The organism is Micromonospora sp. NPDC051300 (assembly GCF_044455315.1).
Lineage (GTDB): Bacteria > Actinomycetota > Actinomycetes > Mycobacteriales > Micromonosporaceae > Micromonospora > Micromonospora robiginosa.
The window spans coordinates 94,438-107,092 of sequence record NZ_JBITEP010000019.1; the positions used below are offsets into that span (position 1 = coordinate 94,438).

General features: G+C 73.9%; 9 protein-coding genes. 3 read left to right on the forward strand and 6 right to left on the reverse strand.

What is annotated here, in order from left to right; genetic code table 11:
- Positions 1-80 precede the first annotated feature (80 nt).
- From ACIA5A_RS21050 to ACIA5A_RS21075, 6 genes are all read right to left on the reverse strand, one after another.
- Entirely contained in the window at positions 81-1,892 is a 1,812-nt protein-coding gene (locus ACIA5A_RS21050; RefSeq protein WP_396764784.1) for an acyl-CoA dehydrogenase, read from the reverse strand.
- Positions 1,893-1,909: 17 nt separating this feature from the next.
- On the reverse strand, positions 1,910-3,382 hold the full coding sequence (locus ACIA5A_RS21055) for an ATP-binding protein (RefSeq protein ID WP_396764787.1): 1,473 nt from the start codon (positions 3,380-3,382) through the stop codon (positions 1,910-1,912).
- 65 nt (positions 3,383-3,447) lie between these two features.
- A complete protein-coding gene (locus ACIA5A_RS21060; protein WP_396764789.1) occupies positions 3,448-4,620 on the reverse strand; it encodes an alanine--tRNA ligase-related protein in 1,173 nt (390 codons plus the stop codon).
- A 281-nt stretch (positions 4,621-4,901) separates the two neighbouring features.
- Positions 4,902-6,473, reverse strand: a complete 1,572-nt coding sequence (locus tag ACIA5A_RS21065) for a glycosyltransferase family 4 protein (protein ID WP_396764792.1) — start codon at positions 6,471-6,473, stop codon at positions 4,902-4,904.
- A 120-nt stretch (positions 6,474-6,593) separates the two neighbouring features.
- Positions 6,594-7,733, reverse strand: coding sequence for a fatty acid desaturase family protein (locus tag ACIA5A_RS21070; RefSeq protein ID WP_396764795.1), 1,140 nt, complete (start codon positions 7,731-7,733; stop codon positions 6,594-6,596).
- Between the two features lie 12 nt (positions 7,734-7,745).
- Positions 7,746-8,837, reverse strand: a complete 1,092-nt coding sequence (locus ACIA5A_RS21075; protein ID WP_396764797.1) for a ferredoxin reductase — start codon at positions 8,835-8,837, stop codon at positions 7,746-7,748.
- 83 nt (positions 8,838-8,920) lie between these two features.
- Here ACIA5A_RS21075 and ACIA5A_RS21080 point away from each other — a divergent pair, with 83 nt between their 5' ends.
- The 3 genes from ACIA5A_RS21080 to ACIA5A_RS21090 all read left to right on the forward strand — a co-directional run bounded on the left by ACIA5A_RS21080 (position 8,921) and on the right by ACIA5A_RS21090 (position 12,067).
- Positions 8,921-10,150 carry a PucR family transcriptional regulator gene (locus ACIA5A_RS21080; protein WP_396764800.1) on the forward strand — a complete coding sequence of 410 codons (1,230 nt, stop codon included), beginning with the start codon at positions 8,921-8,923 and terminating at the stop codon, positions 10,148-10,150.
- A 134-nt stretch (positions 10,151-10,284) separates the two neighbouring features.
- The gene (locus ACIA5A_RS21085; protein ID WP_396764803.1) at positions 10,285-11,289 is read left to right on the forward strand and encodes an Acg family FMN-binding oxidoreductase; all 1,005 of its coding nucleotides are present in this window, start codon (positions 10,285-10,287) and stop codon (positions 11,287-11,289) included.
- A gap of 37 nt (positions 11,290-11,326) precedes the next feature.
- Positions 11,327-12,067 carry a serine/threonine protein kinase gene (locus tag ACIA5A_RS21090; RefSeq protein WP_396764806.1) on the forward strand — a complete coding sequence of 247 codons (741 nt, stop codon included), beginning with the start codon at positions 11,327-11,329 and terminating at the stop codon, positions 12,065-12,067.
- Positions 12,068-12,655 lie beyond the last annotated feature (588 nt).

A 12,655-nucleotide genomic window follows, 5' to 3' on the forward strand; every position in this document is an offset into this window, starting at 1 on the left:
CGTCCGGCTCTGCCGCACTGCGCGCCCGGTCATGATCCACCAGGAGGTGAGCGCAGCCGCTCCACCTCCGCATGGACAGATCAGAACCAGCTCTCCCGCATGTCCAGCGTGGTGCGGTCCAGGCTCTCCAGCAGGTCGAACTGTGGCCCGACCGTCGGCAGCTCCCACCGGTAGAAGTAGCGCGCCGCCGCCCGCTTCCCGGCGGCGAACCCGTCCTCCAGGGACCCGGACGCCTCCACCGCCAGCACCTGCTCCAGCCAGAGCCAGGCGACCACCACGTGCCCGACCGCCTCCAGGTAGACCGAGGCGTTCGCCAGCGCCAGCTCCGGATCGCCGGGCGCCCACAACCGCCTGGTGACCACCGCGATCCGGTCCACCGCCGCCGCGAGCGGCCCGGCCAGCTCGGCGGCGAACCCGTCCGCCTTCCAGGCCCGGTCGACGGTGGCGCGCATCGTCTCCAGCAGCAGTTCCAACGCCGCCCCGTCGCGCATGGTGACCTTGCGGCCGAGCAGGTCGAGCGCCTGGATGCCGTGGGTGCCCTCGTGGATCGGGTTGAGCCGGTTGTCCCGCCAGTGCTGCTCGACGTCGTAGTCGCGGGTGTAGCCGTAGCCGCCGTGCACCTGGATGGCCAGGTCGTTGGCGGCCAGGCACCACTGCGACGGCCAGCTCTTGGCGATCGGGGTGAGCAGGTCCAGCAGCAGGTGCGCCCGCTCCCGGTCGGCCTCGGCGGGTGCGGTCTTCTCCTCGTCGAGCAGCCGTCCGCAGTAGAGCACCAGCGCGAGCGCGCCCTCCACCCAGCTCTTCTGGGCCAGCAGCATCCGGCGTACGTCGGGGTGGGCGACGATCGGCACCTGCGGCGTCGTCGGGTCCTTGTCGGCGACCGGGCGGCCCTGCGGGCGCTGCCGGGCGTACGCGACGGACTTCAGGTAGCCGGTGTAGCCGAGCGCGGTGGCGCCGGCGCCGATGCCGATGCGCGCCTCGTTCATCATGTGGAACATCAGCGCCAACCCCTGGTGCGGCTGCCCCACGAGATAGCCGACCGCGCCGGGGCGCCCGTACGGGCGGTGCACGCCCTCGCCGAAGTTGAGCAGCGTGTTTGTGGTGCCCCGGTAGCCGAGCTTGTGGTTGAGCCCGACCAGCACCACGTCGTTGCGCGGGCCGAGCCCGCCGTCGGCGTCGAGAAGCACCTTCGGCACGACGAACAGGGACAGGCCCTTCACGCCGGGCGGCCCGCCGGGGATGCGGGCGAGCACCAGGTGGACGATGTTCTCGGCCAGCTCGTGGTCGCCCGCCGAGATCCACATCTTGGTGCCGGTGATCCTGTGGGTCCCGTCGTCCTGCGGCTCGGCGCGGGTGGTGAGGTCGGCCAGCGAGCTGCCGGCCTGCGGTTCGGACAGGCACATGGTGCCGAGGAACCGACCCTCGACCATCGGCCGGACCCAGGTGTCGACCTGCTCGGCGCTGCCGTGGGCGAGCAGCAGGTTGGCGTTGCCGAGGGTGAGGAACGGGTACGCCGAGGTGCCCACGTTGGCGGCCTGGAACCAGGCGAACGCGGCGGCGGCCACCGCGTGCGGGAGCTGCATGCCGCCGACCGACTCGTCGAGCGTGGCGGCGAAGAGACCGGTGTCGGCGAACGCGTCCAGCGCGGCCTTGACCTGTGGGAGCGTGCGGACCCGTCCGTTGTCGACGGTGGGCTCGCTCGTGTCGGCGGCCCGGTTGTGCGGGGCGAACTTCTCGGCGGCGACCCGGGCGGCGAGGTCGAGGACCGCGTCGAACGTCTCGCGGGAGTGCTCGGCATAGCAGGGTCGCTCGGTCAGCCGGGTCACGTCAAGCCAGTCGTGCAGCAGGAACGCCAGGTCCCGGCGGGAGAGCAACAGTTCGGACGACGACAACGCGGGCCCCTTCCTCCTCAGCCGCGGCGCAACCCGGCGACGGCCTCCCGCAGATCATCCTGGCTGATCGGGGCCGGCGGCGCACCCTCCGTGGCTTCCCGCAGCGCCTTGGCGAGTTGCACCCGGCGCAGCGTCTCGCGGAGGTCCGCGCCGGTGAGCCCGGCGGTGTCGGCGGTCAGGGCGGCCGGGTCCACGTCGTCGGCGAACATCCGGAAGCCCTGGCGTTCGTGCCGCTCGATCAGCTCGCGGATCATCTTGCCCAGGATCTCCGCGCGGCCGGTGTCGTCCGGGGCCGGGATGGCGATCTTCAGGTCGAAGCGGCCGGAGCGGATCAGCGAGGCGTCGACGCGCTGCGGGAAGTTGGTGGTGGCCACCACGATGACGTCGGGGTTCTCCTCGAACAGCGTGTTCATCTCCTGCTTGAAGATGCCGGCGACGGCGTTGACCGCCTGACTGGCCGCGTCGCCGCCGGCCCCGGCGTAGCTGATGATCGAGTCGAACTCGTCGAAGAGCATCACGGTGGGGCGGCGGTAGCGGCGGGCGTCGCGGAAGATGCGCTTGATGTTGCGCTCGGAGCCGCCGAGGTACTTGTCCAGGATCTCCGGGGTGCGGATCTCCACGAAGTCCGCGCCGACCTCGTTGGCGAGCGCCCGGGCCAGCATGGTCTTGCCGGTGCCCGGCGGGCCGTACATCAGGATGCCCTGCGGCCGGCGCGCGCCCCAGCGGGCCATCGCCTGCGGATGCCGGAACGACACCGCCACCTCGCGGAACCGGGCCACCACGTCGGCCAGGCCGCCGACCTGGTCGAGGGTCACCGTCTCGCTGCGCGGCGCGGCCACCGCCACCGGCCGCCGCCCCACCAGGTACGTCCGCCCGCGCAGCACGGTCGGCTCGACGCTGTCGCCGGTCAGTTCGCGGACCGCCTGGAACAGCAGGCCGAGCACGGCGCGCAGGTGCTCCGGCCCCACCTCGGCGCTCGGCACGTCGGCGCGGATGCGTACCGTGCCGTTCTCCTGCTCGACGCGGGGTCGCACGCCGGCGGCCTCGGCGGCGGCCAGCACCGCCCGGCCGGCCGGGTCGCGCGGCGGTGCGGCCAGGGCGGTGCCGGCGGGCCGCAGCCCGAGCCGGCGGCTCGCCTCGGCCGCGGCCCGGCCCACCGCGGCGGCGGTCGGGCCGTCGCCGGCGCGCGCGGCGAGCCGCTCGGCGAGCAGCAGGCCGACCGGGCCGGCCAGCCCGAGGGCGAGCAGGCCCGCCGGCGCGGCCTCCACCCGCAGGTACGCCTCGAAGCGGTGCACCGGCCGCCCGTCGTCGGTGTCGGCGCGCACGGTGCAGCGCACCTCCCGCACCGGGGCGGGGAAACTCGCGCCGGCCAGCAACTCCACCGGCCCGTCCACGGCTGCGGCGAGCAGCCCGACCGGGTCGGTGACGTGCACCTCGGCGCCGAGCAACGACACCGTCTCCTCGTCCGGCCGCACCTCGTACCCGGTCATGGGCCCTCTTCCCTCGCGCGACGTCTGCACCGAGTCTGGCACCGGCCGAGCCGGGCGGCCACCGCTCAGGCCGCGTCGGTGAGCAGGCCGTCGACCAGTTCGCGGGGCAGCCCGTGGGTGTCGTGCAGCCAGTGGTAGTCGCGTTCGGTCAGCGGACCCCGCGCGCGGACCCGGTCGACGAGCGGCCGACCGCGTCGCAGCAGCCCCCGGAACCGGCGCTCCTCGTCGCCGAGCGCCTCCCGCAGCGGGCCGGGATCGCCCGGCCGGCGGAACCGGCGCAGCGTGTCCGGGTACGCGCCGGGCGGCAGTTCGCCCAGGCTGCGCGTCTCGTCGTCGCGCCACAGCACGGTCAGCGCGCGGCGCACCAGCCGGCGCAGCACGTAGCCGCGGCCGGTGTTGCCCGGCCGTACCCCGTCGGCGAGCACGACCACCGCGGAGCGCAGGTGGTCCGCGACCACGCGACAGTCGGTTTCGGGCAGCACCCACCGGTCGCGGACCGCGTCCACCCACTGACGCAGCCCGTCGCCGGTGAACACGGACGTCTCGCCGCGCAGCACCATCTCCAGCCGTTCCAGTCCCATCCCGGTGTCGATGCTGGACAGCGGCAACGGCGTGAGCCGGCCGTCGGGGTGACGGTGGTAGCGCATCTGCACGTGGTTCCACACCTCGACCCAGCGCCCGTCACCGCTCGGGGTGCCGGTGGGCGGCCCGTCGCCGGTCCACACGAAGATCTCCGAGTCCGGCCCGCACGGACCGGTCGGCCCGTTGGACCACCAGTTGTCCTCGCCGAGCGCCTCCACCGGCACGCCGAGCGCGGTCCACGTCTCGCGCGCGGTCTCGTCCGGGCCGAGGTGATCGTCGCCGCCGAACACCGTCGCGTGCAGCCGTTCCGGCGGGATGCGATAGCCCTCGGTGAGCAGGTCGAAGCCCCAGCGCAGGCTGGTCGCGATGTCGTAGTCGCCCAGCGACCAGGAGCCGAGCATCTGGAACACGGTCAGGTGGGTACGGTCGCCGACCTCGTCCAGGTCGGTGGTGCGCAGGCACCGCTGCACGTTGACCAGGCGGCGTCCGCCCGGATGCGGGCGCCCCAGCAGGTACGGCGTGAGCGGGTGCATGCCGGACGTGGTGAACAGCACCGGGTCGCCGGGCGGCGGCACCAGGGAACTCTCCGGCGCGTCGGAGTGGCCGAGGCGGTGGTAGTGGTCCTCGAAGGTACGGATGATCTCGTCGGGTGTCATGGCGGGTGCCTTCCGGGTACGGGCGTCCGGACGATCCGCCGAAGAGGTGGCGTGACACGACGACGCCGGCGGACCGTTTCCGGTCGCCGGCGTGAGGGTGGGTCAGGTCAGGCGGCGGCAACCGGCGAGCGGGAAGCTCGCGCGGCCGCGGCGGTGATCTGTCGCCTGCTCTGCATACCGCCAGGCTAACCCACCCGTTCTCCCCCGCCCACCCCTTTCCCCCCGCCCCGCCACGCCGATCGTGGTGAGGGGAACGGCATGGGTGTTCGGGGGGCGATGGCTCACGGGGTGCGGGTGAGCAGGTGGCGGTAGAGGGCGTCGAGGCGCTCGGCCTGGGACTCCCAGGTCCAGGCGGGCAGCGGTGAGGTCGGGCCGTCGTAGGCGGCGCGGTAGCGGGCCGGGTCGGCGAGCACCGCCCGGACCGCGCGGGCCAGGTCGGCGGCGTCCCGGGCGCGGAAGACCTCGCCCTGGCCGGTGGCCCGGACCGTGTCGGCCATGGTGCGGACGTCGCTGACCACGATCGGCAGCCGCGCGTGCGCGTACTCGAAGAACTTGGTGATCAACGCGATCTCGTGGTTGGGCCAGTGGTGCAGCGGGATGAGCCCGACGTCGGCGGCGGCGAGGAACGCGACGAGCTGCCGGTGCGGCACGTACGGCAGCACGTGCACCCGCTCGGCGACGCCGTGACGGGCGGCGCGGGCGACGACCTGCCGGACGTAGGTGGCGGCCGGGTCGGCGACGACCAGGGCAAGGTGTACGCCGGGCAGCCGGGGCAACGCCTCGACCACGGTGTCCACGCCACGCTGCACGGCCATCGCCCCGCTGTAGACCAGCAGCGGGGTGTCGACGGCCACGCCGCAGCGGGCCCGCAGGTCAGGCGACTCACCGGCCGCCCGAGCGGTGGCGGCGGCCGGCACGGTCCGCCCGTCGGGCGCCGGGACGCCGACGGACACGGCTTCAGCGACGGGCCCGGCATCGACCGACACCGCGACGGCGGGCACGACGGCGGCACCTTCCGCGGCGGGCACGACGGAGGAGCGCTCGGGCACGGCGACCGGGGCGTTGAGCACGACGGTGGGACGCTCCGGCAGGTCGTGGTCGCGGACCAGCAGGTCGGCGAGCGTGTCGGAGACGGTGACGACCGCGTCGGCGTGGCCGACGTACTCGCGGACGTAGCCCAGGTGCGCGGGCAGCCAGCGGGCGTTGTCGCGACGGGGCCGGGCGCCCGGCAGCCACTCGTGCGCGTCCCAGACCAGCCGCACGACGTGTCCCCGCGCACGGGCGCGGTCGACGGCGCGGGCGGCCACGCCGAGCATCCGGAAGTCGTGCGCGTGGATCAGGTCGGGACGCAGCTCGTCGATGACCGGGCCGGCGACGCGTTCGTAGTCCCAGAGTCCCGGCTCCAGCCGGCGCCAGGCCCGGTCGCCGAGGCGGGCCCGCCAGTAGCGGACCTGGGCGTGCTCCAGCGGTCGGCGGGCCAGCCGGGCCACCCGCAACGGCAGTCCGCCCCGCGCCACCAGCCGGCCCCGCAGGCCGGAGCCGCGCGGGCCTCCTACACGGGCGGGGGGACCCGACGCGCGGGTCTCCCCGGTGCCCTCGTCGCGTGGATCGCTCGCGCCGTCGGGGAGGAGGCGGGGCGCGTCCAGGGGCAGCACGCGTACGTCGGCGTCGCCGAGCCGCCAGCGGCGCCCGGTGTCGGTGCGGGCGCAGCCGAGGAGGGTGACGTGCCAGCCCGCGTCGGCGGCCGACCGGGCGGCCTTCTGCACCCGGGAGTCACCCTCGACCGCGTTGTCGACGAGCATCACCACCCGCCGGCCGGCGGGTGGTGATGCGGCGTCCCGCTGCTTCGGCATGGGCGCGAGTGTACGGGGACACGGGACCCGCCCGGGGGCCGCAAAATGCGGCCTGAGCTGCGAGGAAACCGAATGTGCGAGCGCCGGTGGGGGGAAGTTCACCGGCCGTGCACGTGCCGGTCAGGCGGCGCCGGAGGGGACCAGCGGGCCGGACGCGACAGGCTGCCGGCGGTCACGCCGGTTGGGCAGCGACAGGCGGATGACCTTCCACCAGGCGGAGGCCACCTGCTTGGGCAGCGGGCCGGTGGTGTAGCGCAGTCCGTACCTGTCGAACAGCGCCCGCACCTGCGGGGCGATCTCCTGGTAGCGGTTGCTCGGCAGGTCGGGGAAGAGGTGGTGCTCGATCTGGAAGGACAGGTTCCCGGTCATGATTTGCAGCAGGCGGGGGCCGCTGATGTTGGCCGAGCCGAGCATCTGCCGCAGGTACCACTCGCCGCGCGTCTCGCCCTCGATGGAGGTCTTCTCGAACGTCTCCACGCCGTTCGGGAAGTGCCCGCACATGATCACCGAGTGGCTCCACACGTTGCGGATCAGGTTGGCGGTGAACGTGGCAGCGAGCGTGGACAGGAACGACGGGCCGGAGAGCAGCGGGTGGACCACGTAGTCCTTCAGCACCTGCTTGCGGATCTTGCGGCCGACCGCCTTCGCCTTGGCCCGGAACGTCGGGTCCTTGAGCCGCTTCTGCTTGAGGTGGTCGCCCAGCTCCATGTCGTACGCGGCGATGCCGTACTCGAAGAAGGCGGCGTTGAGCAGGTTCCACACCGGCTGGCCCAGGTGCATCGGGTGCCACGGCTGGTCCTCGTCCACGCGCATGATGCCGTACCCGAGGTCGTTGTCCTTGCCGACCACGTTGGTGAAGCGGTGGTGCAGCTCGTTGTGCGACTGCTTCCACTGGTCGGCCGGGGAGACGTGGTCCCAGTCCCAGGTGGTGGAGTGGATCTTCGGGTCGCGCATCCAGTCCCACTGGCCGTGCAGGACGTTGTGCCCGATCTCCATGTTGTCGAGGATCTTGGCGATCGACAGGCCGGCCGTGCCGACGATCCAGGCCGGCGGGAACAGCGAGAACAGCAGCACCGCGCGACTGCTGATCTCCAACGTCCGCTGCGTCTTGATCACCTTGCGGATGTAGCGGGCGTCCCGCTCCCCCCGGTCGGCGACGACCCGATCCCGGATCGCGTCCAGCTCCTTGCCGATGATCTCGATGTCCTCGGCGCTCAGGTGGGCGATCGGGTTGTCGGCCTTCTTCTGGATCACGGTCACGTCGGTGGCTCCTCAGAGTTCGATGTCGCAGGTACCGGCGGCCGCCGACACGCAGGTCTGGATCCGTACGCCGTCGCCCGGCACCGCCGTGGTGACGTCGCCGTTGCGCAGGTCGCGAACCGCGCCCTGGCGCAGCGGCACGACGCAGCCGTAACAGATCCCCATCCGGCAGCCCGAGGGCATGAGCACCCCCGCGTTCTCCCCCGCGTCGAGCAGGGTGGTGGCGCCGTCGGCCTCGACGGTCACCCCCGCCCCGGTGAAGGTCACCGTGCCGCCGTCGCCCGGCGTGATCACGGTGGGTCGGAACCGCTCGGTGTGCAGCAGTTCGTCGACACCCCTGGATGTCCAGTACCCCTCGACCGCGTCGAGCATGCCGATCGGCCCACACGCCCAGGTGTGCCGCTGCGCGTGGTCGGGTACGAGATCGTCCAGCTCGGCCACGTCGAGCAGGCCGGAGGTGTCGGTGTGCCGCTCGACCAGGCGTACCGCGCCGCGCGCGGCGAGCGCCCGCAGCTCCGCGCCGAAGATGACGTCGTCACGGGTGGGCGCCGAGTGCACCAGCACCACGTCGGCCCGGTCGGCGAGCCCGGCGCGCAGCATCCCCATGACCGGGGTGATGCCGCTGCCGGCGGTGAGGAACAGGACCCGCTCCGGCGTCGCCGTAGGCAGCACGAAGTCGCCCTGCGCCTGGTCGAGCTGGACGATCGTGCCGGGGCGGATCCGGCGGACCAGGTGGTTGCTGACCTTGCCGTCCGGGATCGCCTTCACGGTCACGGCGATCCGGCCGTCCGCCGCGCCGGGCGGCGAGGTGACCGAGTACGCGCGCCACTGGCGTACCCCGTCGACGTCCACGCCGAGGCGCACGTACTGCCCCGGCAGGTGCCCCTGCCAGCCGCGACCGGGCTGGATCACCAGCGTCGCCGCGTCCGGGGTCTCCGGGCGGACGGCGACGATCCGGCCGCGCAACGGCGCACCGGCGCGCAGCGGCGCGACCAGGTCGAGGTAGTCGCCCGGCAGCAGCGGAGTGGTGACCGTGCCGGCCAGCCGCAGCAGCCTGTCCCGGAAGGAGACCTTCTGGGAGCGGCGGGGCGCAGTTGTGGTCATATGACCAGCGTGGCTGCGGGATCGCATAACATCTTGACCGGCAAAGGTGAAACGGCCACGGCTTTTTGTTCGAAGGGAACAACATGACGCAGGAGACCGGGACCGGGGCACGCGCCGCCCATCTCGATCTCGACGCCGAGGTGGCGGCGATGCTGCGCGACCGGCTGCCGATGGTCGCCGAACGCACGGTCACCGCGATCACCGCCGAGGTGCCGGACTACTCCGGCACGCTCACCGGCACCATGCGCGCGAAGATCGAGAACGCGGTACGCATCGCGCTGGGCACGTTCCTCCAGCTCATCGAGGGTACCCAGGCGTTCGACCCGAGCACTCCCCTGGCCCCCGCGCTGGAGGCCGCGTACGCGCTGGGCAGCGGTGAGGCCCGCTCCGGGCGGAGCATGGACGCGCTGCTGGCCGCGTACCGGGTGGGCGCCCGGGTGGCCTGGCGGGAGGTCTCCACCACCACGGTACGCAGCGGACTGGCCGCCGAGACGGTGGCCGAGTTCGCCGAGCTGATGTTCGCGTACATCGACGAGCTGTCCGCGGCCAGCGTGGCCGGGCACGCCGACGAGCTGGCCAGCGCCGGCCGGGTACGCCGCCGGGACCTGGAGCGGCTCACCCGACAGTTGCTGGCCGGCGAGCCGGAGGAGTCGTTGCGCCGCAGCGCGGAGCGGGCCGACTGGCCGCCGCCGCAGACGCTGACCGTGGTGCTGCTGCCCCGCCGGCACCTGCGCGCGGTGCTCGCCCTGCTCGGCCCGCAGACGCTGGAGAGCGGCGAGGACCTGCCCGGGATGCGCCCGGCCGAGGATCTGGTGGTGCTGCTGGTGCCGGACGCGCACGGTGGCCGGCGCCGGCAACTGGTCCGGCTGTTGCACGGGCACCGGGCGGTGCTCGGCCCGGCCCGCCCCTGGCACCGGGTCGCCGCCTCCTACCAGCGGGCCACCCGGGCGCTCGCGCTCGGCCTGGGCGAGCCGGACTCCGGGCCGGTCGACACCGAACGGCACCTGTCCGCGCTGCTGCTCAGCATGGACCCGGAGGCGCTGGCCGACCTGCGTACCCAGGCCCTGGCCCCACTCGCCGCGCTGCCGCCGGCCACCGCGCACCGGCTCGCCGAGACGCTGCGGTCGTGGCTGCTGCACCAGGGACGCCGCGACGACGTGGCGGCGGACCTGTTCGTGCACCCGCAGACCGTCCGCTACCGGATGGGCAAGCTGCGGGAACTGTTCGGCGACCGCCTGCACGACCCCGCCACGGTCCTCGACCTGACCATCGCCCTCGCCGTTCCACCCGAGCAAGGCGGGGCCCCCGCTTAACGCCTCCGGTAGAGGAGGGGCCCCTTTTTAACACCCGGGCCGCCGGGCTCGGTGGGCTCGGGACCTCCGGCCCTGCCCCTGGGCCCCGGCGGCGAGCAGCCTCGAAAGGGGATCAGGAACGAGGAGGCGCCGCCATGGACCGGTCATCGACCCGCACGCAGCAGAACCCGGCGGTACGGGTGTTGGAGGCGGCCGCCCGGCAGTCCCTGCACGCCCCCTCGGTCTTCAACACCCAACCGTGGCGGTGGCGTGTCGACGGGGGCACGCTGGAACTGCGCGCCGACCCGGACCGGCAGCTCGCGCACACCGACCCGGACGGCCGGCTGCTGGTCCTGAGCTGCGGCGCGGCCCTGCACCACGCCCGGGTGTCGCTCGCCGCCGCCGGCTGGGCGGTCACCGTCGAGCGACTGCCCGACCCGGCCGAACCGACGCTGCTGGCCCGGCTGCGGGCCACCGGCCCGACCGCGCTGGACGTGGCGGCGCTGCGGCTGGTCGAGGCGATCCCCCGCCGCCGCACCGACCGGCGCGCATACGGCGACCGGCCGGTGCCCGAGTGGGTGCTGACCCGGCTCACCGACGCCGTCGAGGCGCAGGGCGCGCACCTGCACGTCGTCCGCCCGGACCAGATGCCGATGCTGGCCGTGTCCACCGGCCGGGCCGCCGACGCGGAGCTGGCCGACCCCGCGTACCGGGAGGAGTTGCGCCGGTGGACGAACCGCCCGGCGGGCAGCGGCGACGGCGTGCCCACGACCACCGCGGTCCGGCCGGGGCCACGGCGCGTCCCGCTGCGCGACCATGTGCCCGGCGGGGCGGCCGGGCTGGCCGCCGGCGCGGACTTCGACCGCGGCGCGGCGTACCTGATCCTGTTCGGTGACCGCGACGAGCCGGCGGAGTGGCTGCGTGGCGGCGAGGCCCTGTCGGCGCTGCTGCTCACCGCGACCGCCGAGGGGTTGGCCGGCGCGCCGCTCAGCGACGCGATCGAGCTGGCCTGGCCGCGCCGGATGATGCGCGACCTGCTCGCCGGCATCGGCGACCCCTACCTGGTGGTGCGGGTCGGCTGGGGCCCGGACGAGGACCTGCCACCGGCGCCGCGCCGCGCGCCCGCCGAGGTCATCGAGGTGGTGGCGCCGCCGGAGTGACCCGTCGTGGCCGAGCACCCGGCGCTACCCTCGGCGGGTGTTCGAACTGGATCCGGCCGACGAGTTCGTGGTCTTCGGCGACCAGGACTCCGGTTGTCTCTCCTACGGAGTGCGGGCGGCGGGCCGGCGCTGGTTCGTCAAGCGGGCCCGGACACCGGAGGCGCGGGCCTCGCTGACCCGGGCCCTCGGCCTGCACGCCGCCGTCCGGCACCCCGGCATCGTCCGGCCGGAGCTGGTGCGTGACGGCACCGACGGGCCCACGCTCGTCTACCCGTGGTGCGAGGGGACGGTGCTCAACCACGCCACCGTGCACGGATCGGACCGCTCCGGCCTCGCCCGATTCCAGCGCCTGCCGGTCGCCGAGGTGCGCGCGGCTCTCGCGGTGGTCCTCGACGCCCACCTGGCCGTCGACGCCGCCGGTTACGTCGCGGTCGACCTGTACGACGGCTGCTTCCTCTACGACTTCGACGCGCGCCGGATGCGGCTGATCGACCTGGACGAGTACCGGCCGGGCCCGTTCGTGCTGGACTCCGAGCGCTTGCCCGGTTCGCGCCGTTATCTCTCGCCGGAGGAGCTGACCCGGGGCGCGGTGATCGACGGGCGCACGACGGTGCACGCGTTGGGCCGCGCGCTGCACCACCTGCTCGACGCGCCGTCGGGTTGGCGGGGCGGCGAACGAGCCGCGGCGGTCGTGGAGCGGGCCACCCGAGCCGACCCGGGCGCGCGGTACGCGTCCGTGCCCGACCTGGTCGGGGCCTGGCGGGACGCCTGGCGCTGACCGCCCTGACCGCCCTGACGCTCGCCCCGCGCCGGTCTCCGCCGGCGGACCGGCGACCCCCGGATCAGTCACGCTCAGTCAGGACGGGCGCGCTGTCGGGGCAGTCACGCCGAGTAGCGGCCATCCGTTCTCCTGGCGTGACCAACGTTCGGTGCCACATCGGTCTGAACAGGCACTATGCGAGAACGCGTCGTCCGCCGGGATGAGCCCCTCGCTGCCTTTGCTCTGCAGCCACCCACGCAGCGGTTAGCCGTCCGTCACCGATGCGTCCGTGGCTGCAGAGCAAAGGCAGCGGGGGTGAGGTTGCCGATGCTCACCCATTGCTCACATCGAGTCACCGACCGACGCGGGCCGGCGCGAGCGCGCGCCAGGTGTGGCGAGGAGACCGGCGGCACGCTCGGGTCCGGCGGGGCGATCCGGCCGGCGGACCGCCCGTGACGACACCGGCCGCCACGGGCGGTTCGGCGGCGCGGGTCCGCGACGGCGGGTACGGCACGCGCCACGAGGGACAGTTCCTTATTGTCCACTGTCACTGTCAGCAACCATTCTTCGAGATGTTGACGGGTGGCGATCCGGGGGACAATCATG

What these genes read in the sequence shown, in the direction of transcription:
- ACIA5A_RS21055 (WP_396764787.1), bottom strand. Translation starts at nt 3,382, where the DNA reads ATGACCGGGTACGAGGTGCGGCCGGACGAGGAGACGGTGTCGTTGCTC.
- ACIA5A_RS21060 (WP_396764789.1), bottom strand. Translation starts at nt 4,620, where the DNA reads ATGACACCCGACGAGATCATCCGTACCTTCGAGGACCACTACCACCGC.
- ACIA5A_RS21065 (WP_396764792.1), bottom strand. Translation starts at nt 6,473, where the DNA reads ATGCCGAAGCAGCGGGACGCCGCATCACCACCCGCCGGCCGGCGGGTG.
- ACIA5A_RS21075 (WP_396764797.1), bottom strand. Translation starts at nt 8,837, where the DNA reads ATGACCACAACTGCGCCCCGCCGCTCCCAGAAGGTCTCCTTCCGGGAC.
- ACIA5A_RS21080 (WP_396764800.1), top strand. Translation starts at nt 8,921, where the DNA reads ATGACGCAGGAGACCGGGACCGGGGCACGCGCCGCCCATCTCGATCTC.
- ACIA5A_RS21085 (WP_396764803.1), top strand. Translation starts at nt 10,285, where the DNA reads ATGGACCGGTCATCGACCCGCACGCAGCAGAACCCGGCGGTACGGGTG.